Source organism: Spirillospora albida, assembly GCF_000718255.1.
Classification (GTDB): Bacteria; Actinomycetota; Actinomycetes; order Streptosporangiales; family Streptosporangiaceae; genus Spirillospora; species Spirillospora albida.
In genome coordinates, this window is the sequence record NZ_JOFJ01000013.1 from 103,884 (window position 1) to 126,904 (window position 23,021).

Annotated in this window: 24 protein-coding genes and 1 riboswitch; of the genes, 17 read left to right on the forward strand and 7 right to left on the reverse strand. The window is 74.1% G+C overall.

Annotated elements, in window-relative coordinates; translation table 11 throughout:
- Nucleotides 1–28 precede the first annotated feature (28 nt).
- The 3 genes from IE99_RS0118045 to IE99_RS0118055 all read left to right on the forward strand — a co-directional run bounded on the left by IE99_RS0118045 (nucleotide 29) and on the right by IE99_RS0118055 (nucleotide 2,492).
- Nucleotides 29–427 (forward strand): hypothetical protein, encoded by a 399-nt coding sequence (locus tag IE99_RS0118045; protein WP_030171759.1) that lies wholly within the window; start codon nucleotides 29–31, stop codon nucleotides 425–427.
- A gap of 65 nt (nucleotides 428–492) precedes the next feature.
- Nucleotides 493–1,605 carry a hypothetical protein gene (locus tag IE99_RS0118050; RefSeq protein WP_030171761.1) on the forward strand — a complete coding sequence of 371 codons (1,113 nt, stop codon included), beginning with the start codon at nucleotides 493–495 and terminating at the stop codon, nucleotides 1,603–1,605.
- 41 nt (nucleotides 1,606–1,646) lie between these two features.
- On the forward strand, nucleotides 1,647–2,492 hold the full coding sequence (locus tag IE99_RS0118055) for a DUF72 domain-containing protein (RefSeq protein WP_084219591.1): 846 nt from the start codon (nucleotides 1,647–1,649) through the stop codon (nucleotides 2,490–2,492).
- 8 nt (nucleotides 2,493–2,500) lie between these two features.
- On the opposite strand, the gene IE99_RS0118060 is transcribed toward IE99_RS0118055, so the two are convergent.
- Nucleotides 2,501–2,935: a hypothetical protein gene (locus IE99_RS0118060; RefSeq protein ID WP_030171766.1), complete on the reverse strand. Its 435-nt coding sequence runs from the start codon at nucleotides 2,933–2,935 to the stop codon at nucleotides 2,501–2,503.
- 132 nt (nucleotides 2,936–3,067) lie between these two features.
- Between IE99_RS0118060 and IE99_RS0118065 the strand changes: the two genes are divergently transcribed.
- Entirely contained in the window at nucleotides 3,068–3,433 is a 366-nt protein-coding gene (locus tag IE99_RS0118065; RefSeq protein WP_030171769.1) for an MmcQ/YjbR family DNA-binding protein, read from the forward strand.
- On the opposite strand, the gene IE99_RS30435 is transcribed toward IE99_RS0118065, so the two are convergent.
- Nucleotides 3,381–4,316, reverse strand: a complete 936-nt coding sequence (locus tag IE99_RS30435) for a hypothetical protein (protein ID WP_051712680.1) — start codon at nucleotides 4,314–4,316, stop codon at nucleotides 3,381–3,383. The two genes, IE99_RS0118065 and IE99_RS30435, sit on opposite strands and share 53 nt — an antisense overlap.
- A gap of 39 nt (nucleotides 4,317–4,355) precedes the next feature.
- Complete coding sequence (locus IE99_RS0118075) at nucleotides 4,356–5,108, reverse strand: alpha/beta hydrolase (protein WP_030171775.1); 753 nt, start codon at nucleotides 5,106–5,108, stop codon at nucleotides 4,356–4,358.
- A gap of 98 nt (nucleotides 5,109–5,206) precedes the next feature.
- On the opposite strand from IE99_RS0118075, the gene IE99_RS0118080 reads away from it, so the two are divergent.
- From IE99_RS0118080 to IE99_RS0118100, 5 genes are all read left to right on the forward strand, one after another.
- Complete coding sequence (locus IE99_RS0118080; protein WP_030171778.1) at nucleotides 5,207–6,118, forward strand: LLM class F420-dependent oxidoreductase; 912 nt, start codon at nucleotides 5,207–5,209, stop codon at nucleotides 6,116–6,118.
- A 122-nt stretch (nucleotides 6,119–6,240) separates the two neighbouring features.
- Nucleotides 6,241–6,302: riboswitch (cobalamin riboswitch) on the forward strand.
- A 90-nt stretch (nucleotides 6,303–6,392) separates the two neighbouring features.
- On the forward strand, nucleotides 6,393–7,310 hold the full coding sequence (locus IE99_RS0118085) for an ABC transporter substrate-binding protein (protein ID WP_030171780.1): 918 nt from the start codon (nucleotides 6,393–6,395) through the stop codon (nucleotides 7,308–7,310).
- Between the two features lie 82 nt (nucleotides 7,311–7,392).
- Nucleotides 7,393–8,409: a FecCD family ABC transporter permease gene (locus tag IE99_RS0118090; RefSeq protein WP_030171782.1), complete on the forward strand. Its 1,017-nt coding sequence runs from the start codon at nucleotides 7,393–7,395 to the stop codon at nucleotides 8,407–8,409.
- On the forward strand, nucleotides 8,406–9,176 hold the full coding sequence (locus tag IE99_RS0118095; RefSeq protein WP_030171787.1) for an ABC transporter ATP-binding protein: 771 nt from the start codon (nucleotides 8,406–8,408) through the stop codon (nucleotides 9,174–9,176). The genes IE99_RS0118090 and IE99_RS0118095 overlap by 4 nt, the downstream gene beginning before the upstream one ends.
- Entirely contained in the window at nucleotides 9,173–9,868 is a 696-nt protein-coding gene (locus IE99_RS0118100) for an adenosylcobinamide amidohydrolase (RefSeq protein ID WP_030171790.1), read from the forward strand. Before IE99_RS0118095 ends, IE99_RS0118100 begins: the two co-directional genes overlap by 4 nt.
- Nucleotides 9,869–9,975: 107 nt before the next feature.
- On the opposite strand, the gene IE99_RS0118105 is transcribed toward IE99_RS0118100, so the two are convergent.
- The 3 genes from IE99_RS0118105 to IE99_RS0118115 all read right to left on the reverse strand — a co-directional run bounded on the left by IE99_RS0118105 (nucleotide 9,976) and on the right by IE99_RS0118115 (nucleotide 13,701).
- A complete protein-coding gene (locus tag IE99_RS0118105) occupies nucleotides 9,976–11,202 on the reverse strand; it encodes a hypothetical protein (RefSeq protein WP_051712682.1) in 1,227 nt (408 codons plus the stop codon).
- A gap of 182 nt (nucleotides 11,203–11,384) precedes the next feature.
- Nucleotides 11,385–12,971, reverse strand: a complete 1,587-nt coding sequence (locus IE99_RS0118110; RefSeq protein ID WP_030171795.1) for an AMP-binding protein — start codon at nucleotides 12,969–12,971, stop codon at nucleotides 11,385–11,387.
- Between the two features lie 112 nt (nucleotides 12,972–13,083).
- Entirely contained in the window at nucleotides 13,084–13,701 is a 618-nt protein-coding gene (locus tag IE99_RS0118115; protein ID WP_051712683.1) for a TetR/AcrR family transcriptional regulator, read from the reverse strand.
- 78 nt (nucleotides 13,702–13,779) lie between these two features.
- Here IE99_RS0118115 and IE99_RS0118120 point away from each other — a divergent pair, with 78 nt between their 5' ends.
- The 8 genes from IE99_RS0118120 to IE99_RS0118155 all read left to right on the forward strand — a co-directional run bounded on the left by IE99_RS0118120 (nucleotide 13,780) and on the right by IE99_RS0118155 (nucleotide 22,617).
- Nucleotides 13,780–15,393 (forward strand): carboxyl transferase domain-containing protein, encoded by a 1,614-nt coding sequence (locus IE99_RS0118120; protein ID WP_030171801.1) that lies wholly within the window; start codon nucleotides 13,780–13,782, stop codon nucleotides 15,391–15,393.
- 8 nt (nucleotides 15,394–15,401) lie between these two features.
- Nucleotides 15,402–17,342, forward strand: a complete 1,941-nt coding sequence (locus IE99_RS0118125; protein WP_030171805.1) for an acetyl/propionyl/methylcrotonyl-CoA carboxylase subunit alpha — start codon at nucleotides 15,402–15,404, stop codon at nucleotides 17,340–17,342.
- Between the two features lie 2 nt (nucleotides 17,343–17,344).
- Nucleotides 17,345–18,274, forward strand: a complete 930-nt coding sequence (locus IE99_RS0118130; RefSeq protein WP_030171808.1) for a hydroxymethylglutaryl-CoA lyase — start codon at nucleotides 17,345–17,347, stop codon at nucleotides 18,272–18,274.
- Nucleotides 18,271–19,419, forward strand: a complete 1,149-nt coding sequence (locus IE99_RS0118135) for an acyl-CoA dehydrogenase family protein (RefSeq protein WP_030171811.1) — start codon at nucleotides 18,271–18,273, stop codon at nucleotides 19,417–19,419. The genes IE99_RS0118130 and IE99_RS0118135 overlap by 4 nt, the downstream gene beginning before the upstream one ends.
- 286 nt (nucleotides 19,420–19,705) lie before the next feature.
- Nucleotides 19,706–20,929, forward strand: a complete 1,224-nt coding sequence (locus IE99_RS0118140; RefSeq protein ID WP_051712685.1) for a cytochrome P450 — start codon at nucleotides 19,706–19,708, stop codon at nucleotides 20,927–20,929.
- A gap of 97 nt (nucleotides 20,930–21,026) precedes the next feature.
- On the forward strand, nucleotides 21,027–21,467 hold the full coding sequence (locus IE99_RS0118145) for a helix-turn-helix domain-containing protein (protein WP_030171815.1): 441 nt from the start codon (nucleotides 21,027–21,029) through the stop codon (nucleotides 21,465–21,467).
- The gene (locus IE99_RS0118150) at nucleotides 21,460–21,828 is read left to right on the forward strand and encodes a DUF4180 domain-containing protein (protein ID WP_030171817.1); all 369 of its coding nucleotides are present in this window, start codon (nucleotides 21,460–21,462) and stop codon (nucleotides 21,826–21,828) included. The genes IE99_RS0118145 and IE99_RS0118150 overlap by 8 nt, the downstream gene beginning before the upstream one ends.
- 42 nt (nucleotides 21,829–21,870) lie before the next feature.
- Nucleotides 21,871–22,617, forward strand: a complete 747-nt coding sequence (locus tag IE99_RS0118155) for a hypothetical protein (protein ID WP_084219595.1) — start codon at nucleotides 21,871–21,873, stop codon at nucleotides 22,615–22,617.
- Between the two features lie 18 nt (nucleotides 22,618–22,635).
- Here IE99_RS0118155 and IE99_RS0118160 read toward each other — a convergent pair whose 3' ends face one another.
- Complete coding sequence (locus tag IE99_RS0118160; protein WP_030171821.1) at nucleotides 22,636–22,956, reverse strand: MerR family transcriptional regulator; 321 nt, start codon at nucleotides 22,954–22,956, stop codon at nucleotides 22,636–22,638.
- Between the last annotated feature and the right edge of the window lie 65 nt (nucleotides 22,957–23,021).

Below are 23,021 nucleotides of genomic sequence, written 5' to 3' on the forward strand. Positions count from 1 at the left end.
CGCCCCGGGACGTCACTAGGGTCGGCGCATGGGATACGCCTTCACGCTGGAGAGGCCGCACGACGACACCGCCGTGCACTGCGCCTTCAACGGCGAGCAGATGAACTACGTCCGCCTCATCATGATCGAGGCGGGTGCGACCGCCGGCGACGGGTTCGCGGCGGCGCTGGGCGGTCCCGGTCTGGAGACCTGCGCCGACACGGTGCCGATCGACAGGTTCATGTCGAACGACGCCTGGCACATCACCGCCCGTGAGGCGGAGTTCATCGCGGGACGGCTGCGGCGCGCCGTCGAGCTGGGCGTGATCGACGACCTGCTCGGCTTCTACGACGAGAGCCCCGGCACCGCGGCCGTCCGGTCCTGGGTCGAGGAGTTCGCCGCGTTCAACGAGCGCGCGGCCCGGCAGAACGGGTACCACGTCATGTGAGCGGGCCCGGAGAACCGGCCCGCCCGGCCGCCCGCACGGGTTACCGTCAGGTGAGGGGGTGTGAGGTGGCGCGGTACGCGGTCGACGAGGAGCGGCGCACGCTGATCGTGTCCTGGGGCACCGGCGCCGGGGATCGCGCCCGCGTGCTCGCCGGGCTGCCCGAGGCGGTCACCGGGCAGGACGCCAGGCGGCTGGCGCGGGAGCTGACCGATCTGTCGGCGGCCCTGTGGGCGACGTACACGCATCCGCCGGAGGCCGCGGAGGATCTCGCTCCGGACGGGACGCGCGCGCGGCTGCCCGAGGTCCCGGGTGTCCTGCTCGCGCCGAACCTCCCGGCCTCCGACGGCACCCTCGTGGTGTCGTACGACCCGGTGGAGGAGACCGCCCACCGGGTCGGCCGCACGCTGCACCGGTTCGGGGACGAGGCGCTCACCGAGGCGGTCGTCGCCGAGGTCCGCACGGAGCTCGACGCCGTCGGGCGGGCCGACCGGGGCGACCTGGCGGGACGCGCCGCGCACGCCGTGACGCTCACCCGCGTCGGGGCGTCGCCCGCGCAGATCGCCGTCGCCGACGCGATGCTGCGCGAGGACCCCCTGGGGGGCACCGCGCTGTTCACCGAACTCGACCCCGCGGCGTCCGCCGTCGCGGCCGCCCACTGGCTGCAGGCCGCCGCGGACGTCGCCGCCTGCGCCGCCGGCCTCGATCCGGCGGACGTCGTGCGCGAGGCCGACAACATCGAGGCCCTGCCGCACGAGACGCCCACGGCCGTCCTGGACCTCATGGCCGAGGAGGTGTCGCCGTACCGCGCCGTCACCGGCCTGATCAGCGATGCCGTGCGGGTCTCCGAGGGCCTGCTGCCGGACGTCGACGCCCTCCTGGAACGCCTCACGTTCACCGAGGAGGTCGCGGAGAAGTTCGGCCACCGCGAACCGAACCTGCGGGAGCGACTCCTGTCCGAGATGCGCACGACCCCGCTGGACCCGTCGCGCCCCGCACAGGACCTGCTGGAGGACCTCCTCAGCGGGATCTACGCCTGCTGGCTGATCTTCAGCGAGGACGCCGACGACGAGGGCATCGGCGACGACGACTACCACGACGCGCTCCGCCGGCGGAAGAGGGACGCGTTCATGGACGCCGTCCGCGCCGAGGCCGATCTGAACTCGGACCGGCTGTCCTGACGGCCGGCGGTCGAGGCGGCCCGTTTCGGTAGCGTTCGTCCATGCGTCTTCACGTGGGGTGTGCGATGTGGACCCATGCGCCGTGGCGGGGGCGCCACCTCCCGCATCCGCTGCCGCCGGCCGAGCGCCTGCACGCCTACGCGCGGTCCTGCAACGCGGTCGAGGGCAACACGACCTTCTACGCCACCCCCGCCCGCACGACGGTGGAGTCCTGGGCCGCCCAGGCACCGCCCGGTTTCCGCTTCCTGGTGAAGCTGCCGAAGACCATCACCCACCAGGCCCGCCTGCACGGAGCCGAGGCCGAACTGCGCGCGTTCCTGCACGCCATGGAGCCGCTGGGCGGCCACCCGCTCTGGATACAGCTCCCCGCGTCGTTCGGCCCGGAGGACATCGGCGCGCTGACGTCCTTCCTCCGCCGCCTGCCCGCGACGCGCCGGCGCGCGGTGGAGGTCCGCCACCGCGCCTTCTTCGAGGACGCCCGCTCGACCGCCCGGCTCGAGAGCGCCCTGGCCGGCTGCTCCGCCGAGTGGGTCCCGTTCGACACCACGATCCTGTTCCGGCTCCCTCCGGCGACCGACGCGGAACGCGACGCCTGGACGAAGAAGCCCCGCCTGCCCCGCCGGACCCGTGCCCTCACCGAGTTCCCGATCGTCCGCTATCTGGGCCGCGACGACACCGACCGCACCGTCGAAGGCTGGCGGGAGTGGATCGCCGTCGTCACCGGATGGCTGCGCGAGGGCCGCTCCCCCACGGTCTTCATCCACACCCCGGACAACGCCGAGGCCCTCCCGCTGGCCCGCCGCTTCCACGACGAGGTGAGGGCCCGGATCCCGGCCCTGGCCCCGCTGCCGACCCCCTTGCCCATAGAACCCGCGACCCTCTTCTGACCCCTGTGTCACCCACCTCTCGCGCGCGGGCCGGACGAGGCGGTCGAGGGGCGGTCGGGAGTGTCTCGGAGGTGGCGGAGGAGGAGGGCCAGGTCGAGGCGGCGGCGGCCGGCGGGCGTGGCGAAGGAGAAACCCAAGGTCGTCTCGGCTCGGGACAGGCGGGCGGCGACGGTGCTGTGGTGGCGGCCGACCCGGACGCGGCCCGTTCCGGAGAACTCGCGGACCGCCGAGGCGCGTCCGGGCCCGCCGGGGCCGGCCCGTTCGAGGACGCCGGTACCGGGGTCGGTGACGCCGGCGCCGCATCCGGCGAGGGCGGCGGTCTCGGCGACGAGGGTGCGCAGGTCGGCCCGGTCGGCCACGAGGGCGTCGAAGAGACCGTTCACCCGGACGGCGCTCTCCGCGTCGACGTCCAGGCCGGGAGGTGGCAGAGGTGGACCCTCCATGGACGCAAACCCTACGGCACGGACTGCCGCCGGATTCGTGTTTCGCGGACGCCGGATGGCGGCGGCCCCCGAAGATGTCGGCCCCCGTCGTTAGGCTCGGCCTCCGGCCACCGGTTCGAGAAGGGGACGCGCATGGAGAGCACGGAAGTCATCGGCCGTCTGCGGGACATCTGCCTTTCCCTTCCCGAGGCGGTGGAGAAGCCTTTCGGCGGCCACACCGCGCCGTCCTTCCGTATTCGCGACAAGCTGTTCGCGATGACCGGCGAGGACGGTACGGCACTGTGGTTCAAGGGCGGTCCCGGAGTGCAGGACGCGCTGGTGGCGGAGGATCCGGAACGCTTCTTCGTCCCGCCGTACGTGGGGAGCAAGGGCTGGGTCGGCGCCCGCCTGGACGTCGAGCAGGACTGGGACGAGCTCACCGAGCTGATCGAGGACAGCTACCGCCTCATCGCCCCCAAACGCCTCGCCGCCCTCCTCGACCGTGAGGACGGCGGGTGAGGAGGGTCAGGTTCGCGGTGATCCTGTCCAGAGTGGGCGGGTCGGGTGTCCAGCCGCGGTGGAGCAGCGCGGTCAGCAGGGCCTCCAGGTACGGAGCGGGGGTCGTGCGGAAGTCCTTGGTCACGGAGATCAGGTCCCAGCCGAGTTCGCGGGTGATCCAGCGGCGGCGCGCGCCGTCGCGGGCGCGGGCCCGGGGGCCGGTGTGGTGGCGTTCGCCGTCGTATTCGAGACCGACGCGGTGCTCGGGGTAGCCGAGGTCGAGGTAGAAGTCGCCGCCGTAGAGGCCCTCCACCGGGACCTGGGTCGCGGGGCGGGGGAACCCCGCCCGGATGATCGCCACGCGCACCCACGTCTCGCCCGGTGAGGCCGCGCCCGGGTCGCTCAGGCGCATGATCTCGTTCAGGCGGGTGCTGCCCCGGTAGCCGGGGAGGGCGCGGGCCATGCGGCGGAGGTCCTCGAGGGCGATGCCGTCGCGGAGGAACTGGTCCAGGGACGCGACGGCCTCGGTGCGCGGGAGCCAGCGGGCGCAGTCGAGGGCGGTGCGGTGCCGGGACGTCAGGCGGACCCCGCCCTCCTCCACGATGTGGCCGGACGGCAGGGCCGCGCACTCCGCGCTGGGCGGGTCGGGGGCGTTCTCGCCCGCCGCCGTGACCAGGTCGATCTCCCAGTCGGCGGCGTCCGCGCCGGGCGGGAGGACGTCCAGGCCCCAGATCCAGGCGGCCGTGCGCCGGGCGATGACGACGTCCGGCGGGAGGAGCCGGCTGAGCGCCGCGGCGCGGGTCTCCAGGGAGCTCCCGTCGACGGGTGCGAAGTACAGGCCGGGGCCGACGGGGACGACCGCGCCGGCCGGTGTGCGCTTCCAGGTCAGGGTGGATCCGTTCATGCCCCCGAGCGTGCGCGCCCCGGCAGGGCGGCGGCACCGTCATGCGGAACTGTGGACGACCTCCGATGCCCAGCCCGCGATGCGCTCGATCAGGTCAGGCGTGGCCGCCGCCTCGGCGTGACCGAAACCCGGCTCTATCCACAGTTCTCGCGGTTCCCGCGCCGCCCGGTACAGCTGTTCCCCGTGCTCCAGCGGGAAGAACGCGTCGGCGTCCCCGTGCACCACCAGGAGCGGCGCGGGAGCGATCAGCGACGCCACCTCGTGCGGCGCTTCGGGACGGGGATCCCATCCGTCCGGGGCCACGCGGGTACCGCGCGCCAGGCGCACGGCCAGTCGGCCCACCCGGCGCTCGATGACCCAGTGGACGCGCCGCATCGGCACGGTCCCGCGATAGTGCCAGCGGGCGGGGGCGCTGACCGACACCACCGCGTCGACGCCGCCGTGCAGGGCCGCGTGCCGCACGGCCACGGCGCCGCCCATGGAGAAGCCCGTCACCACCACGTGCTCGTAGCCGCGGCGCCGCGCGGAGGACACGGCGGCCTCGATGTCCAGGACCTCGCGGTCCCCCACGGTGGAGCGGCCGCCCGACCTGCCGTGCCCGCGGAAGTCCAGGCCGATGACGCCGCCGCGCCGGTTGAGGACGTCGGCGATCCTCCGCAGGCTGGGCCGCCGCCAGGAGCAGGTGAACCCGTGGGCCAGGACGAAACAGAGGCGGCCGTCGCCGCGCAGGTGCCCGGCATCGATCCTGACGTGGTCGGATGTGTAGAGGGTGAGCGGTTCGGGAGTCGGCACGCCCCCATGATGGACGGTCGGGCACCCGGGTACATAACGGCATTCTCGGGTGGAGCGGCGATGTGCGAAGATCGCCCCCGGGATCCATGGAGGTTCATATGCGTATCGGTGTTCTTCTCAACGAGCGGGGCGGCGCGGACGCGCTGAGCAGGCTCGCCGACGATGTGCGGCAGGCGGCGGACGACGGCTTCCCCTCGGCGTGGCTGTCGAACATCTTCGGGATCGAGGCGCTGACGGCGCTGGCCGTGGCGGGCGCCGGGGTGCCGGGCATCGAGCTCGGCACGGCGGTCGTCCCGACGTATCCGCGGCACCCGGCCGTCATGGCGCAGCAGGCGCGGACGACGGCGCTGGCCCTCGAAGGGCGGCTGACCCTCGGGATCGGCCTGTCCCACAAGGTCGTCATCGAGGACATGTACGGGTACGACTTCGGGCGGCCGCTGCGGCACATGCGCGAGTACCTCGAGGTGCTCGTGCCGCTGCTCGCCGGCGAGCCGGTGTCGTTCACGGGTGAGACGGTGAAGGGGCAGATCGGGTTCAGCGTTCCGAACGAGGGCCGGGTGCCGCTGCTGCTCGCGGCGCTCGGGCCGAAGATGCTGAAACTGGCGGCGGAGCGGGCCGACGGCACGGTCCTGTGGATGACCGGGCCGACGACCGTCCGGGACCACATCGCGCCCACCATCACGGCGGCGGCCGAGGCGGCCGGACGCCCCGACCCGCGCATCGTGTGCGTCCTCCCCGTGTGCGTCACGAACGACGCCGAGAACGCTCGGGAGCGGGCGGGCGAGGCGTTCGCGGTATACGGGACGCTGCCGTCGTACCGGGCGATGATGGACCGCGAGGGCGTGGCCGGCCCCGCCGACCTGGCGATCGTCGGTGACGAGGACGCGGTGGCGGCGCGGCTGGAGACCCTCGCGGCGGCGGGCGTCACCGATTTCGTGGCGGCCGAGTACATGCCGGGCGAGGAGCGCGAGCGGACGCGGGCCTTCCTGAAGTCCGTCACGGTGAAGTGACCCCGGGCGGGGCCACCGCGTTCCGGTGGCCCCGCGAGGCGGGCGGCCGTCCGGGCGGCCCGCGCCCGAAGTCGGACATCGCTACTGCTAACGTTGCAGTTCACGCGCGCCTTGGAGCGAAGTCCGGTGTGATTCCGGCGCTGTCCCGCAACTGTGATGCCCTTCCGTTAGTGGCCGAGCCAGGTCGCCTCCGGGCGCGCCGACGATTCTCGACCTCGTGGAAGGGCGATCCGTCATCAACGGGCCGCGGCTTCCCGGCAGCCAGGAGGCGCCAGTGAAACCCGTACGCTCCCTCTGCACGGCCCTCGTCATCGGCATGGTGACGCTCGCGGCCGGATGCGGCGGAGACGACGACAAGAGCGACGCGACGTCCGGCGCGCAGGCCGTCACGGTCGAGGCCGCGAACGGGAAGGTGACGATCCCGGCGAAGCCGAAGCGGATCGTCTCGCTGTCTCCCACCCACACCGAGACCCTGTTCGCCATCGGCGCGGGCCCGCAGGTGGTGGCGGTGGACGACTACTCCAACCACCCGGCGAACGCGCCCCGGACGAAGCTGTCGGGCTTCAAGCCGAACGCGGAGGCGATCATCGGGTACAGGCCCGACCTGGTGGTCGTGTCGGACGACATGAACGGCATCGTGAAGGCGCTGGAGAAGGTGAAGATCCCGGTGCTGCGAGAGCCCGCGGCACAGACCCTGGACGAGGCGTACGACGAGATCACCGATCTCGGCCAGGCCACCGGCCACGAGGCCGAGGCGAAGAAGCTCACCGCCGACATGAAGGCGAGCATCGAGAAGACGGTCGCGGCCGCGTCCCAGGGGAAGGGCCTGGACTACTACCACGAGCTGACGGACCAGCTCCACTCGGTGACGTCGAAGACGTTCGTCGGCCAGGTGTACGGCCTGTTCGGGCTGCGCAACGTCGCCGACGGGGCGGAGAAGGCGGCGGGCGGGTACCCGCAGCTGTCCCGCGAATTCCTCGTCCGGCAGGACCCCGACCTGATCTTCCTGGCGGACACCAAGTGCTGCGGGCAGAGCGCCGCGACCGTCGCGAAGCGGCCCGGCTTCGACGGGCTCACCGCCGTGAAGAAGAACGGCGTGGTCGCCCTGGACGACGATGTCGCGTCGCGCTGGGGCCCGCGCCTGCCCGAGTTCGTGAAGGCGATCGGCGACGCGGTGCAGAAGGCCAAGTGACCTCCGCGTCCGGGGGTGCCCGGCCGTGAAGGTCCCGGTCCGCCCCGATCCCGCCGCCGCGGCGGCCGGCGGCCAGGCCCGGCTGCGTCCCGGGCTGCTCGCGGCGGCGCTGCTGGTCCTGGCGGGGACCCTGCTGGGCTCGCTGCTGGTCGGCGCGGCGGACCTGCCGGCGTCCGGTGTCGTGCGGGCGCTCGCCGACCGGGTGCCGCTGGTGTCCCTCGACTCGGGGCTCGGGCCGGTCGGCGAGAGCATCGTGTGGGAGCTCCGGGTGCCGCGGGTGCTGATGGCGGCCGTGGTCGGGGGGCTCCTCGCGCTGGCGGGCGCCGGCTACCAGGGCGTGTTCCGCAACCCCCTCGCGGACCCGTACCTGCTCGGCGCGGCGGCGGGCGCCGGAGTCGGCGCGACGCTCGTGATCGTGCTGGTGCCGGACGGGCTCGGGTTCGTGGTGCCGCTCGCCGCGTTCGTCGGGGCGATCGGCGGGGTCCTGCTCGCCTACGCGCTGGGCAGCACCGCCGAGCGCGGGGGCGGCGCCGCGACACTGGTGCTGGCGGGTGTCGCGGTGTCGTCGTTCCTTTCGGCGGTGCAGACGTTCGTGCAGCAGCTGAGCTCTGAGGACCTGCAGCGGATCTACTCGTGGATCCTCGGCGGCGTCGGCGCGGCGGACTGGCGGCAGCTCACGCTGATCGCCCCGTACGCGGCCGTGTCGACGGCGGTGCTGCTGGCGCACGGGCGGCTGCTGGACGTGCTGAGCGTCGGCGACGACGAGGCGTCGGCGCTCGGCCTGTCGGCGCGGCGCGTCCGGCTGATGGTGCTGGTGGCGGCGTCGCTGGCGACCGCGTGCGCGGTGGCGGTGAGCGGGCTGATCGGTTTCGTGGGGATCGTGGTGCCGCACGTGGTGCGGCGCCTCGCGGGCGGTTCGTACCGGGTGGTGCTGCCGCTGTCGCTGCTCGGCGGCGCGGCGTTCCTGGCCGTGGCGGACCTGGTGGCGCGGACGGTGGTCGCGCCCGCGGAACTGCCGCTCGGGGTCGTGACGGCGTTCGTCGGCGGCCCGTTCTTCGTCGCGGTGCTGCGCGCGAGCCGGCGGCGGGTGGAGACGTGACCGTCGCGGTGAAGGGCCTGGACGTCGCGCTGGACGGGCGCCCGGTGCTGCGGGGCGTGTCGCTCGACGCGCCCGCCGGGTCGTGGACGGCGATCATCGGTCCGAACGGGGCGGGCAAGTCGACGCTGCTGAAGGCCGTCCTCGGGCTCGTCCCCTCGGCCGGGGCGATCAGGGTGGCGGGCGAGGACATCGCGGCGCTGAAGGCGCGGCAGCGCGCGCGGCTCATCGCGTACGCGCCGCAGATCCCGAGCCTGCCGGTGGGGATGACGGTCTTCGACTACACGCTGCTCGGCCGCTCCCCCTACATCCCGCATCTGGGCCGGGAGAGCGCCGCCGACCTGGCGATCACCGCGGAGGTCCTGGAACGGCTCGACCTGGTCGGGCTGGCCGCGCGCCCGCTCGACCACCTGTCGGGCGGGGAGCGGCAGCGCGTGGTGCTGGCGCGGGCGCTGGCGCAGCAGACTCCGGTGCTCCTGCTGGACGAGCCGACGGCCGCGCTCGACATCGGCCACCAGCAGCAGGTCCTCGAACTCGTCGACCGGCTGCGCCTGTCGGACGGCCTGACGGTGGTGACGACCATCCACGACCTGACGCTGGCGGGGCAGTACGCCGACACCCTCGTCCTGCTGTCGGAGGGACGGGTCGCCGCGGCGGGGACGCCCTCGCAGGTGCTGACCAGGCCCGCCGTCGAGGAGCACTTCGGTGCCCGCGTGCACGTGTCCCCCGGCCCGGACGGCCGGCCCGTCCTCTCCCTGGAGCGCCCATGAGGATCGAGCGGACCTGGCGCGACGAGGACGGCACCCGGCTCGCCGCGACCGTGTGGCGGGCGGGCGACGGCTGGCGCGGGGTGTCGTCGGCCATGGCGGGCGGCGGGATCGGGCCGGTCCGCTGGGTGCTGAACGCGCAGGTCGCGGCCGGCTACGCGCGGATGGACCCGGTGGCGCACCTTGCCGAACTGGCGGCGGCGCAGGGCCTCACCGGCCGCGGGGTGGGGATGCTGACCGCCGCGTCCGTCGACCGGACCGTGCAGCGGGAGGACGGCGGCGTCCACGTGTCGGCGACGGTGGGGCTGCGGGTCCCGACATGGGCGGCGGCACCCGAGGGCGCCGCCGACCGGGAGCTCGCGCCGATCCGGCTGGACGCGCCCGTCCCCCGGGCGGGGCTGCCGGGGACGGTCAACATCGTCGTCGCGGTCCCCGTGCCGCTGAGCGACGCGGCGCTGGTGAACGCGGTCGTCACCGCGACGGAGGCGAAGACGCAGGCGCTGCTGGAGGCCGGGTACCGGTGCACGGGGACGGCGTCGGACGCCGTCTGCGTCGCGGCCCCGGACACCGGGGACGAGGAGCCCTTCGCCGGTCCCCGCTCCGTCTGGGGCGCGCGGATCGCGCGGGCGGTGCACGGCGCCGTCCACGCGGGCGCGGTCGACTACACGGCCTATCTGCGGTCCCGGTCCGGCTGACCGGGACCGGCCGCCGCACCATCCCGGTGCGGTGCGGCGGCCGGTTCAGGGCCCGGTACATGGACGTGCGGCCTCACCTCCTGTTCCCGTGCCTCCAATCGCCCGCCTCACCCGGTGTGGGGCAGGCGGAAGCCGTTGCGGCCGCTCCGGTGCCCGTCCAGGCCCAGCGGGTCGCCGGTCATGGCGGTGAGCGGCGTGAGCGAGTGGACGCCTGTGGGCGGTTCCCTGTCGATGGCGGTGTGCGGGCCGCCGCCCTCCGCGACGCGGGTGAGGGCGTCGACACGGCGGCGGGCGCGGTCGGCCTCGGCGCGGGCCGCGTCGCGCTCGGCGGTGAGCGCCCGTACGGCGGCGCGCAGGTCGTCGACGGTGCGCGCGAGCCGCCAGTTCTGCTGCTCGAGGTCGTGCGCGCGGGCCTGGACCTGGTCGCGGTCGGCGACGGCCTGGCCGCGCTGCGCCTCGGCGTCCCGGACGGCGGCGCGCAGGTCGTCGGCGGTGCGGCCGGCGATGGCGAGCTCGCCGCCGCGCGACTGGGCGAGGCCCTCCGCCTCCGCGACCCGTTCGTGCAGCGTGACGAGTTCGCCCCGGGCGGCCTCGAGGGCGGCGCGCAGCTCGCCCTCGCGGCCGGCGACGCGGTCGCGCTCGCTCTCGGCGGCGAGCCGGGCGGCCGCGGCGGCGTCGGCGGCGTCCTTGGCGTCGTCGCGCTCGCGGCGGGCGGTGTCGCGCTCCGCGGCGGCGCGCTCGGCGGCGGCCCGTGCCCGCGCCGCGTCCTGCTCGGCGGTGTCCGCGCGGGCCCGCGCGGTCGCGGTCTCCCGCCAGGCGGCCTCGGCCTGGCGCTGGGACGCGTCGCGCTCCCGCTGCGCGATGGCGACGTGCCCGGCCGCGTCGGCCCGCGCGTCCGCGACGCGCCGCTCGACTCCCGCGACGCCGAGCTCGGAGGCGAGGGAGCCGGCGAGCCGGCCGGCGGCGTCCTCCAGCCGCTCCACCATCTCCCAGGCCCAGGCGACCTGGCCGGTCAGGCCGGGCGACTCCCATGCCCGCGCCCGGGCCTCGCGCGCCGCGCGCTCACAGCCGCCGTCCTCGTCCTGGCAGTAGCGGACGGTGCGGGCGCCGTGCGCCGGCTGCGGCACGGGCCTGCCGCAGCCGGCGCACGGCCATACCGCGACCGGGTCGCCGAGGCGGGTGATCCCGGCGCGGGGCTCGTCCGCCCCCTCCCCCGCCGGGGCGGGCCCGGGGACGGCGGCGGGAGGGTCGGGGATCGTCGGAAGGTCGTGCATCGTCGGGGCGGCGGCTGCCTTCGCGGGGCTGTCGAGCGGGGCGACCTTCTGGTCTTCCATGTGCCGTGGTACGCATCCGTCCCGCGAACCGTTCGACGCTCCCCGGACGTCTTATGCACTTTCCCCACCAACCGTCCGCAAGGCGCCACCGGCTTCCCCCTTCCCTGCGGACGCACCGAGGCGACCCGCGGCCATGCGAAGGGCGCGGGTCGTCTCGGGACCGGTCGACCGGGGAGCGGGCGTCAGCTCTCGTGTCCGCGCAGGTACGCGTCGCGGACGCGGCCCCGGCTCAGCTTCCCGGACGGGGTGCGCGGCAGTTCGGCGCGGAACTCGATCCGCCGGGGGTGCTTGAGTTTCGCGAGCCGGGGCGCGCAGTGCTCGAGCAGTTCGGCGGCGAGGGCGTCGCCGGGTTCGGCGCCGTCGGCGGGCTCGACGAGCGCGACGGCGGACTGGCCCCAGTCCTCGTCGGGGACGCCGATCACCGCGACGTCGCCGACGGCCGGGTGCTGCAGCAGCGCCGCCTCGATCTCCGCCGGATAGATGTTGACGCCGCCGGAGATGATGAGGTCGGTGCGGCGGTCGCTCATGTAGAGCCAGCCGCCCTCGTCGAGGTGGCCGAGGTCGCCGGGGGTGTAGTACTCGCCGTGCATGGCGGCGGCGGTCTTGCCGGGGTCCCCGTGGTACTCGAATCCGGGCTGGCCGGTCGCGTAGATGAGGCCGGTCTCGCCGGGCGGCAGCTCCGCGCCGTCCGAGTCGAGGATCTTGATCTGGACGCCCTCGACGGCGCGCCCGACGGTGCCGGGGTGGGCGAGCCAGTCGTGGGGGGTGGCGACGACGACCGGGCCGCTTTCGGTGGATCCGTAGTACTCGTACAGGACGGGCCCCCACCAGTCGAGCATCCGCCGCTTCGTCTCGACGGGCACCGGCGCGGCGGTGTGGTAGACCTGCCGCAGCGACGACACGTCGTAGCGGGCGCGGACCTCCTCGGGCAGGCCCAGCATCCGGTGGAACATCGTCGGGACCATCACCGAGTTCGTGACGCCGTACCGCTCGATCGTCGCGAGGGTCTCCTCGGGCTGGAAGCGCGGCGCGACGACGACGGCGTGCCCGAGGCTGAGCGCCATCAGCGCGTGGACGCAGGGCGCGGAGTGGTAGAGCGGACCGACGGCGAGGTGCACCTCGTCGCCGGGCTCGAGGCCGATGTTCCGGACGAGGGTCTGCCGCATGATGTCGAACAGCAGCTCCGGCGGGATCTCCATGAGCGGCCGGCGCACGCCCTTGGGCCGTCCGGTCGTCCCGGACGTGTAGAGCATGACCGAGCCCATCAGCCGGTCGGCGGGCGGCGCCGCGTCGGCACCGGCGCAGAGGTCGGCGAGCGTGCGGTCGGCACCGGTGGCCCCGGCGCCGGTGCCCCCGGCATCCGGGGAGGCGGCGTCGTCGACGCCGATGCGCGCGCCAAGGGGCAGGCCCGCCTCCCCGGCCGCCTCCGCGACCACCCCGGCGTGCGCGTTCTCGGTGAAGACGGCCTTGGCGCCGCTGTCGCCCAGGATGTAGCCGATCTCCGGGACGGTGAGATGCCGGCTGACCGGGACGAGGTACAGCCCCGACTGCATCGCGGCCAGCATCACGGTCAGGAACTCGGGGCGGTTCCCGAGCACGGTCGCGATCGTGTCGCCGGGTCCGAGGCCGAGCCCGCGCAGGGCGTGCGAGAGCCGGTTCACGCGGGCGTGCAGCTCGCCGTAGGTGACGGGTTCGCCGGGGGCGAGGATCGCCGTCCGATCGGGCGCGTTCGCCGCGATCTCGTAGAAGCCGACACCTTCGACGCCCATGCGGTGCTCCTCCCGACAGCCCGGCTGATATGCCCCATATGACCTGGGTCACAGGAGGGGCGTCAAGCGTTCCGGACTGGCCGCAATTCGCAAGGACCGGTCGGGAGGTCGCTCAGGAGAAGCCGGTGAGGGCGGCGCGCGCCATGCCGTGCAGGAGGTCGCCCATCGCGGCGCGGTCGAGGGCGGCGGCGCTGTGCGGGGTGGAGTTGAGCAGGCCGAAACAGGCGTGGACGGCGGCGCGGGTCCGGTCGTCGGGCAGGCCGGGGCGCAGGCGCCGCAGGACCGCCACCCATTCCTCGACATAGGCGCGCTGGAGCCGGCGGATCTCGTGCCGCTGCGGCTCCGGCACGTTGTCGAGCTCCCGCTCGTGGACGGTGATCAGCGCCGGGTTGTCGAGGGAGAACGCGATGTGCCCGTGGAGCAGCGCGTCGAGCGCGCGGTCGGGGTCGGGGTCGGCGGCGCGGACGGCGCCGTCGGCGCGCAGCCGGCCGCTGATGTCGAGCAGCATCTCGGCGAGGACGGCCTCCTTGCCGCGGAAGTGCCGGTACAGGGCCGGGCCGGTGAGCCCGACGGCGCGGCCGAGATCGCCGATGGACGCGCCGTGGTAGCCGCGCCGCGCGAACAGCTCGGCGGCCGCGGCGAGGATCTCGGCCCGGCGCGGATGGGCGGGCGGCGCCGGGCGCTCCCGCGCCCGCGGGTCTCCGCTCGCCGCGGCGGGGTAGGAGGGCATGGGGGAAAGTCTAGACGACGGGTGTTAACGACCATTAACATCGGTGTTGTTAACGATCGTTAACTGGGAAAGGGGACCATGTCCGGACCCGTGCTCACCTCGCGCGCCGACCCGGCGGGCGAGGCGTTCAAGGCGAACGCCGCGCACAACGAGGCGCTCGTCGCGCGGCTGCGCGACCGCATCGACGCGGCCGGGCGCGGCGGCCCCGAGCGGGCCCGCGAGCGGCATGTCGCGCGCGGCAAGCTGCTCCCCCGCGACCGCGTCGACACCCTCCTCGACCCCGGCTCGGCGTTCCTGGAGCTGTCGCCCCTCGCCGCGCACGGCATGTACGGCGACGAGGCGCCCGGCGCCGGGATCATCACCGGCATCGGCCGCGTCGCGGGCCGCGAATGCGTGATCGTCGCCAACGACGCGACGGTGAAGGGCGGCACCTACTACCCCGTCACGGTGAAGAAGCACCTGCGGGCGCAGGAGGTCGCGCTCCACAACAACCTCCCGTGCGTGTACCTGGTCGACTCCGGCGGCGCCTTCCTCCCGAAGCAGGACGACGTCTTCCCCGACCGCGAGCACTTCGGCCGGATCTTCTACAACCAGGCCACGATGTCGCGCCGCGGCATCCCGCAGATCGCGGCGGTCCTCGGATCGTGCACGGCGGGCGGCGCGTACGTCCCGGCGATGAGCGACGAGGCCGTGATCGTCCGCGGCCAGGGCACGATCTTCCTCGGCGGCCCGCCGCTGGTGAAGGCCGCGACCGGCGAGGTCGTCACGGCCGAGGAGCTGGGCGGCGGCGAGCTGCACTCCCGCACGTCCGGGGTGACCGACCACCTCGCCGAGGACGACGCGCACGCGCTGCGCATCGTCCGCGACATCGTCGGAACGTTCGGCCCCCGCGAGCGGCGCCCGTGGGACACCGTCCCCTCCGAGGACCCCCTCGCCGACCCGGGCGAGCTGTACGGCGTCGTCCCGCCCGACGCCCGCACCCCCTACGACGTGCGGGAGGTCATCGCGCGCATCGTGGACGGCAGCCGGTTCCAGGAGTTCAAGAAGGACTACGGCGCGACGCTCGTCACGGGGTTCGCGCGCATCCACGGGCACCCGGTCGGGATCGTCGCGAACAACGGCATCCTGTTCGGCGAGTCCGCGCAGAAGGGCGCGCACTTCATCGAGCTGTGCGACCGGCGCAGCATCCCGCTGGTGTTCCTGCAGAACATCACCGGGTTCATGGTCGGACGCGAGTACGAGGCGGGCGGCATCGCCAAGCACGGCGCGAAGATGGTCACCGCCGTGTCGTGCGCCCGCGTCCCGAAGCTCACCGTCGTGATCGGCGGCTCGTTCGGCGCCGGGAACTACGCCATGTGCGGGCGGGCCTACTCGCCCCGGTTCCTGTGGATGTGGCCGAACGCCCGCATCTCCGTCATGGGCGGCGAGCAGGCCGCGAGCGTCCTCGCGACCGTCCGCCGCGACCAGATGGAGGCGCGCGGGGAGGAGTGGCCCCCCGACGCCGAGGAGGCGTTCAAGGCGCCGATCCGCGACCAGTACGAGGCGCAGGGCAACCCGTACTACTCGACCGCCCGGCTGTGGGACGACGGCGTCATCGACCCGCGCGACACCCGCCGCGTCCTCGGGCTCGGGCTGTCGGCCGCCGCCAACGCACCGCTGGAGCCGGTCGGCTACGGCGTCTTCCGGATGTGAGGGTGTTGATGTTCGACGGCGTCCTGGTCGCCAACCGCGGGGAGATCACGGTCCGCGTCTTCCGCACGCTGCGGCGCCTCGGCGTCCGGGCGGTGGCCGTGCACACCGGCGCGGACGCGGGCGCGCGCCATGTGCGGGAGGCGGACGAGGCGGTCCGCGTCCCGTCCTACCTCGACATCGAGGCGGTCGTCGCGGCCGCTCTCGCCGCCGGGGCCTCGGCCGTCCACCCAGGCTACGGGTTCCTCGCGGAGAACACCGCCTTCGCGCGGGCGTGCGGCGACGCCGGGCTCGTGTTCATCGGCCCGCCCGCCGCCGCGATCGAGGCGATGGGCGACAAGATCCGCGCCAAGCGGACCGTCGCGGCGGCCGGGGTCCCGGTCGTCCCCGGGCGGGACGAGCCCGGCCTGACCGACGCCGAGCTGAAGGCCGCCGCGCTGGAGATCGGGCTGCCCGTCCTGCTGAAGCCGTCGGCGGGCGGCGGCGGCAAGGGGATGCGGCTGATCCGCGCCGCCGCCGAGCTGCCGGAGGCGATCGCGTCCGCGCGCCGCGAGGCCCTCGGCTCGTTCGGCGACGACACGCTCCTCGCCGAGCGGTTCGTGGAGAACCCCCGGCACATCGAGATCCAGGTGTTCGCGGACGCCCACGGGAACACCGTCCATCTGGGCGAGCGCGAGTGCAGCCTGCAGCGCCGGCACCAGAAGATCGTGGAGGAGGCGCCGTCGCCGCTGCTGGACGCCGCCGCGCGCGAGCGGATGGGCGCCGCCGCCGTCGCCGCCGCGCGGGCCGTCGGGTACGTGGGGGCGGGAACGGTCGAGTACATCGTGTCGGCCGACCGCCCGGACGAGTTCTTCTTCATGGAGATGAACACGCGCCTCCAGGTCGAGCATCCCGTCACGGAACTGGTCACCGGGCTCGACCTCGTCGAGCTGCAGCTCCGCGTCGCGGCCGGCGAGCCGCTGCCGTTCGGGCAGGACGACGTCCGGCTCGACGGGCACGCGATCGAGGCCCGCGTCTACGCCGAGGACCCGGAGCGGGGGTTCCTGCCCACGGGCGGGCGCGTCCTCGCGCTGGCCGAGCCCGCCGGGGTGCGCGTCGACTCGGGCCTGGACGCCGGGACGGAGGTCGGCGGCTCCTACGACCCGATGCTCGCCAAGGTGATCGTCCACGGGGCGTCCCGGGCGGAGGCGCTGCGCCGGCTCGACCGGGCGCTCGCCTCCTACACGCTGCTGGGCGTCCCGACGAACATCGCCTTCCTGCGCGACCTGCTCCGCCATCCGGACGTCGTGTCCGGCGCCCTCGACACGGGGCTGGTCGAGCGGGCGCTCCCCGGCCTGACCGGCGGACGCGCCGTCCCGGACGAGGTCCTCGCCGCCGCCGCGCTGGAGCGGACGCTCGCCCTGGAGGATTCCGCCCCCGACCCGTGGGACATCCCGGACGGCTGGCGTCCCGGCGCGCACGCCTGGACCCCGTGGATCATCACCCCGTCCGGCGGCGCGCCCGTCGAGGTGCGGGTCCGGGGCCGCGCCGCGTCCGCCGAGGTCGCGGTCGGCGGCGGCCCGCCCGTCGCCGCGTCCCTCACGCCGCCCTTCACGCTCGTCCACGGCGGCCGGACGGTCGCGTTCACCGCCGCGCGGGACGGCGACACCCTGTGGCTCGGCCGCGACGGGCGCGTCTGGGCGCTGGCCGAGCACGTCCGGTCCGAGGGCGGCCCGGAGGGCGCCGCCGCCGGCGACGGGGTCGTGCGCAGCCCGATGCCGGGAACGGTCCTCGCCGTGAAGGTCGCCGAGGGCGAGCGCGTGGAGGAGGGCCAGGCCGTCGCGGTGGTCGAGGCGATGAAGATGGAGCACACGGTGACCGCTCCCCTCGCGGGCGTCGTGACGGGAGTGCCGGTCCGCGCGGGCGCCCAGGTCGCCCTCGACGCGGTGCTGGCCGTGATCGAGGAGGGATGACGATGCGGGTGCCCCTGCCGGGCCTGCCGGAGAAGGTCACGATCTACGAGGTCGGGCCGCGGGACGGACTGCAGAACGAGAAGGCGGTCGTGCCCGCGGGCGTCAAGGCCGAGTTCGTCACCCGGCTCGCGGACGCGGGCCTGCGCACCATCGAGACGACGAGCTTCGTCCATCCGAAATGGGTGCCGCAGCTCGCCGACGCCGAGGAGCTCATCGACATCCTGCCCCGCTCCCCCGACCTGCGCTATCCGGTGCTCGTCCCGAACGAGCGGGGGCTGGAGCGCGCCCTCGCCAACGGCGTCACCGAGATCGCGATCTTCGGGAGCGCGACGGAGACGTTCGCGCGCCGCAACCTCAACCGCACCGTGGACGAGTCGCTCGCCATGTTCGCGCCCGTCGCCGCGCGGGCCCGCGAGCAGGGCCTGTGGGTGCGCGCCTACGTGTCGATGGCGTGCGGCGACCCGTGGGAGGGCGATGTGCCGATCCCGCAGGTGGTGTCCGTCGCGTCCCGCATGATGGAGATGGGCTGCGCGCAGCTCAGCATCGGCGACACCATCGGCGTCGGCACGCCCGGCCAGGTCACCGCGCTGATCGAGGCGCTGGGCGAGGCCGGGATCGGGCCCGAGCGGCTCGCCGTCCACTTCCACGACACCTACGGGCAGGCGCTCGCCAACACCCTCGCCGCGCTCCGCGCCGGCGTGACCGTCGTGGACGCGTCCGCCGGCGGGATCGGCGGCTGCCCGTACGCCGGCAGTGCCACCGGCAACCTCGCCACCGAGGACCTCGTGTGGATGCTGCACGGCCTCGGCATCGACACCGGCGTCGACCTCGGCGCGCTCGCCGCCACCAGCCGCTGGATGGCCGGGCATCTGGGCCGGCCCAGCCCGTCCCGCGTCGTCCAGGCCCTCACCCCGGAAACGGAAACCACATGATCGACTTCACGCTGACCACCGAGCAGGAAGAGCTGCGCCGCACCGTCGAGCGGTTCGCCCGCGAGACCGTCGCCCCCGTCATCGGCGACCTGTACGAGCGGGGTGAGTTCCCGTACGACATCGTCGCGGCCATGGGGAAGATGGGCCTGTTCGGCCTGCCGTTCCCCGAGGAGCACGGCGGGATGGGCGGCGACTACTTCGCGCTGTGCCTCGCGCTGGAGGAGCTCGCGCGGGTCGACTCGTCCGTCGCCATCACCCTCGAGGCCGGGGTCTCGCTCGGCGCGATGCCCATCCACCGCTTCGGATCGGACGAGCAGAAGGCGCGCTGGCTGCCGGTCCTGACATCCGGGGAGCGGCTCGCCGCGTTCGGCCTGACCGAGCCCGGCGGCGGCTCCGACGTCCCCGGCGGGATGCGCACGACGGCCCGCCTCGACGGCGACATGTGGGTCGTCAACGGGTCGAAGTCGTTCATCACCAACTCTGGCACGGACATCACCGCGTTCGTCACCGTCACCGCGTTCACCGGCGACGGCGAGATCTCCACGATCATCGTCCCGAACGGGACGCCCGGCTTCACCGTCGGGAAGAAGTACTCGAAGGTCGGCTGGTCGGCGTCCGACACGCGGGAGCTGTCGTTCGAGGACGTCCGGGTGCCCGCGGAGAACCTCGTCGGGGAACGCGGCCGCGGCTACGCGCAGTTCCTCCGCATCCTGGACGAGGGCCGCATCGCCATCGCCGCCCTGTCCGTCGGCCTCGCCCAGGGCTGCGTGGACGAATGCCTCCGCTACGTGCGGGAGCGGGAGGCGTTCGGCCGCGAGATCGGCCGCTACCAGGCCATCCAGTTCAAGATCGCCGACATGGAGACGCGCGCCCACACCGCCCGCCTCGCCTACTACGCCGCCGCCGCGCGGCTGCTCGCCGGGGAGCCGTTCAAGAAGGAGGCGGCGATCGCGAAGCTCGTCGCGTCCAACGCCGCGATGGACAACGCCCGCGACGCGACGCAGGTCTTCGGCGGCTACGGCTTCATGAACGAGTACGCCGTCGGCCGCTTCTACCGGGACGCGAAGATCCTGGAGGTCGGCGAGGGGACATCCGAGGTCCAGCGCATGCTCATCGCGCGGGCGCTCGGCCTGCCCCCCGCGTAGCGGCGGTGGGGCGGCGGGGCGCAGCAGAGAAGCACCCGCGGGTTCTCCACCCGCCGCCCACCGGCGCACCCCACCCTAGGACGCGCCCGCCCGATGATCACTCCCCGGCCGCCGCCCGGCCGGGGAGTGATCGCGTTCCCGCACGTCCCGGCCGCGCCGCCCGTGCCCGGATGACCGGTGTCGGCCAGCGCCCTCCGCCCTCCGGACAAGATCATTGACAGGCCGTCCCGTCTCTGGTGAGGTCTGACGCGCAGCAGAGGGCCCCGTCCGGAGACCAAGGACGCCCGTGACTCTCGATTCGACCTCCCCCGCACCGACCTGCCCCCGCTTCCCCTTCCCCGCCACGAGCGCGGACCCCCTCGCCCTGCCCGGGGCGTTCGAGGGGCTCGATCCCGTCACCCACGTCGTCCTGCCGGGCGGCGAGCAGGCGTGGCTCATCACGGGCTACGCCGAGACCGTCCGGGCGCTGCGCGAGACCGACGTGTTCGAGCGCGCCGCCGCCGACGGCATCGCGCCCTACCCGATGACCGCCGGCACCGTCCTCGCCATGGACGGCGAGGGGCACCGCGCCCTGCGCGGCCTGGTCGGCAACGCGTTCGCGCCCGCCGCGATCCGCCGGCAGCGCCCCGAGGTGGAGCGGCTGACCGGCGCGATCCTGGACGACCTGATGTCCCGGAGCGGCCCGGTCGAGATCCAGGACGAGCTCGCGATGCCGCTCACCCTCGGCGTGATCGGCAACCTCCTCGGCGCCCCCGAGGAGGACCTCCCCCGGTTCGCCGCCTGGGGCGACCTGTTCCTGTCCACGGGCCCCGACCGGGATGAGGAGAACCGCCGCGCCATCACCGAGATGGCCGCGTACATGGGCGCCCACATGCAGCGGCTGCTGAGCGACCCGTCCTCGTCGTCCGGGCTGATCGGCGAGATCGGCGCCCTGGCCGTCGAGCGGAACGTCCCGATGGAGCAGGCCGTCGTCTTCGCGGCGGGGCTCGTCATCGCGGGGTGGGAGACCACCGCCGCGGCGATCTGCTCGTTCCTCTACCGGCTCCTCACCAGCACCGGCGAGGACGGCACGACCCGCTACCGCGAGCTCTGCGACCGCCCCGACCGGATCGCCGGGGCCGTCGAGGAACTGATGCGCACCGTCCCCAACAGCAGCTGGACGACCGCGCAGCCCCGCCGCGCGACGCGGGACGTCGAGCTCGGCGGCGTTCCCGTCCGGGCGGGCGACCTGGTCATCCCCGCGATCGACGCCGCGGACCGCGACCCCGCCCGGTTCCCCGAGCCCGGCCGGGTCGACTTCGAGCGGAGCCCGAACCCGCATCTGGGCTTCGGCAGCGGCCCCCACGTCTGCCTCGGCGCCCCGCTGGCCCGCCTGGAGCTGAACGTCGTCCTGGAGCAGCTCACCGCCCGCGCCCCCGGCCTGCGCCTGCACCGCCGGCCGGAGGAGGTGCCGTGGAACACGGCCACCACCGTCCGCCGCCCGTCGGAACTGCTGCTCGACCTGAGGTGACCCCGGCGGCCGCCGTGCGGGGCGCGCACCGCACGGCGGCCCCTCTTCTGTCCCTAAACAACCTTATTAACCCGCCAATGACGTACAGTAGGGAGTGATGGAGAAGGAAATGTACTCGGTCGAGGAGGTCGCGGCACTCCTCGGGCTGCACGTCCGGACCGTCCGGTCCTACATCCGGTCGGGACGCCTGAACGCGACCCGGATCGGCAAGCAGTACCGGATCGCCGCCGCCGACCTCGCGCAGTTCACCGGCCGGCCGGCCGCCCCGCCCGCCGCGGCGGAGGTGTCGAGCATCGTGCGGCTCGACGGCGTCGACCGCGCCGCCGCCGACCGGCTCGGCACGCTCGTCCTGGCGAGCGCGAACACCGGTCACGACCCCGCGCGCCCCCTGCGCGTCCAGACCGTCCACGACGGGGAACGGAACCGCATGACGATAGTGATTCTGGGCGGCGCCGCCGCGACCGCCGACCTGCTGCGCCTGATCGACGCCGTCGTCGAGGGCGGCGGCCTGCTCGGCCGGGAGGACCGCGATGCCTGACACGCTCGTCGAACGCGCCGGCGCCCAGGTCCTGATGTGCGATCCGGACGGCCCGCCGATCGCCACGCTGGAGGACGCCCTCGACCTGGTCGGCGCGGTGTTCCAGGGCGCCGACACGGTCGCCGTCCCGGCGTCCCGCCTGGACGAGCGCTTCTTCTCCCTGGGCACCCGCTTCGCCGGCGAGATCATGCAGAAGTTCGTCAATTACCGGCTGCGGCTCGCGGTGATCGGGGACATCTCGCGGCACCTGGAAACGAGCCCGGCGCTGCGCGCGCTCGTCCGCGAATCCAACTCCGCCGGCCATATCTGGTTCGTTCCCGACCTGGAGACCTTCGACGCCCGACTGGACGCCGTCCGGTAAAAGGCTGACGCCGCGCATCGCGGCGACGTACCGTTGACGGTCATGGCGGACAAGGAAGAACCGAGGCCGTTCCATGACCGTTGCGCGTGTTTCGACCAGCGCGGTGACCGGCAGCCGGAGCGCGTCGGGTTCCACGGCGAGCTCCAGGACACCGCGGCCCCCGGCTGGGTGCGACTCCTGCGGCTGATCGACGAGGCGGACGCCGACGGCCGCGAGGAGTTCGCGCCGCTGCGCGACATGAGCGCGGAGCACCGCCGCCAGATCGTCACGCTCCCGCCGACCATCGCGCGCCTGACCCGCGTGAAGCATCTGCTGCTGTACGGCAGCGACCTCGTCCGGATCCCGCCGGAGATCGGGGACATGGCGAGCCTGGAGGAATTCACGCCCTACACCTCGTATCGCCTGCACTGGTTCCCCTACGAACTGACCCGGTGCGCGAATCTGCGGCAGAGCACGGTCAGCACCCGAGCCCTCTACGGCAATTTCAAGACGCGCCCGCCGTTCCCGGAACTGAAACAGAACCGGAAGGGCTTCACCTATTCCGAACTCGATCCCGGAGAATGGGGCGCGACGTCCATCCGGACCTGCAGCGTCTGCGCCGGCCCCATTCCCGCGACCGGCCCCCACCAGGTGTGGATCTCCAAAGGCGTCGCCACCGACGTCCTCCCCCTCCTGGTCAACGCCTGCTCGGAATCGTGCGTCGAGGCGCTGCCCGAACCCGCCGGCGGCCACGTCCCGACGGTCCATCGCGGCGGCCCGGACGCGCCGCGGCCCGAAGCCGGGCTCTGATCCGAGGCGCGAGACCGCTCAGGACTCCTCGGCGTCGAGGGCGGACAGGCGCCGTGCCAACTCATCGCGTTCCCTGGCCATCTCGGCGAGTTCCATCTGCAGTTCGATGATGCGGCGGATCGCGGGCAGGGTCATCCCCTCCGCCATCATCGTGACGACCTCCCGGATGCGGCCGATCTCGTGGCGGCTGTAGCGCCGCTGCCCGCCCGCGGATCGCTGGGGGGCCACGACCTGCTGAGTGTCGATGCGGCGCAGGAACGCCTGCTGCACCTGCAGCATGTCGGCGACCTGGCCCACCGTGAACAGGGCCGCGTGCTCGTCGTCCATGGGCAGCTTCACGCGCCCCTCCTTCACTGCTGCGCAGAACGCCCCGTCCCGGCCTCCGCGCGTGACGGGGACCGGGA

Excerpts from the sequence above, each read along its gene's own strand:
- IE99_RS0118150 (WP_030171817.1), top strand. The coding sequence starts at position 21,460 with ATGCCTGACACGCTCGTCGAACGCGCCGGCGCCCAGGTCCTGATGTGC.
- IE99_RS0118145 (WP_030171815.1), top strand. The coding sequence starts at position 21,027 with ATGGAGAAGGAAATGTACTCGGTCGAGGAGGTCGCGGCACTCCTCGGG.
- IE99_RS0118080 (WP_030171778.1), top strand. The coding sequence starts at position 5,207 with ATGCGTATCGGTGTTCTTCTCAACGAGCGGGGCGGCGCGGACGCGCTG.
- IE99_RS30435 (WP_051712680.1), bottom strand. The coding sequence starts at position 4,316 with ATGAACGGATCCACCCTGACCTGGAAGCGCACACCGGCCGGCGCGGTC.
- IE99_RS0118060 (WP_030171766.1), bottom strand. The coding sequence starts at position 2,935 with ATGGAGGGTCCACCTCTGCCACCTCCCGGCCTGGACGTCGACGCGGAG.
- IE99_RS0118135 (WP_030171811.1), top strand. The coding sequence starts at position 18,271 with ATGATCGACTTCACGCTGACCACCGAGCAGGAAGAGCTGCGCCGCACC.
- IE99_RS0118155 (WP_084219595.1), top strand. The coding sequence starts at position 21,871 with ATGGCGGACAAGGAAGAACCGAGGCCGTTCCATGACCGTTGCGCGTGT.
- IE99_RS0118065 (WP_030171769.1), top strand. The coding sequence starts at position 3,068 with ATGGAGAGCACGGAAGTCATCGGCCGTCTGCGGGACATCTGCCTTTCC.
- IE99_RS0118105 (WP_051712682.1), bottom strand. The coding sequence starts at position 11,202 with ATGGAAGACCAGAAGGTCGCCCCGCTCGACAGCCCCGCGAAGGCAGCC.
- IE99_RS0118130 (WP_030171808.1), top strand. The coding sequence starts at position 17,345 with ATGCGGGTGCCCCTGCCGGGCCTGCCGGAGAAGGTCACGATCTACGAG.
- IE99_RS0118110 (WP_030171795.1), bottom strand. The coding sequence starts at position 12,971 with ATGGGCGTCGAAGGTGTCGGCTTCTACGAGATCGCGGCGAACGCGCCC.
- IE99_RS0118055 (WP_084219591.1), top strand. The coding sequence starts at position 1,647 with ATGCGTCTTCACGTGGGGTGTGCGATGTGGACCCATGCGCCGTGGCGG.
- IE99_RS0118045 (WP_030171759.1), top strand. The coding sequence starts at position 29 with ATGGGATACGCCTTCACGCTGGAGAGGCCGCACGACGACACCGCCGTG.
- IE99_RS0118125 (WP_030171805.1), top strand. The coding sequence starts at position 15,402 with ATGTTCGACGGCGTCCTGGTCGCCAACCGCGGGGAGATCACGGTCCGC.
- IE99_RS0118120 (WP_030171801.1), top strand. The coding sequence starts at position 13,780 with ATGTCCGGACCCGTGCTCACCTCGCGCGCCGACCCGGCGGGCGAGGCG.
- IE99_RS0118100 (WP_030171790.1), top strand. The coding sequence starts at position 9,173 with ATGAGGATCGAGCGGACCTGGCGCGACGAGGACGGCACCCGGCTCGCC.
- IE99_RS0118115 (WP_051712683.1), bottom strand. The coding sequence starts at position 13,701 with ATGCCCTCCTACCCCGCCGCGGCGAGCGGAGACCCGCGGGCGCGGGAG.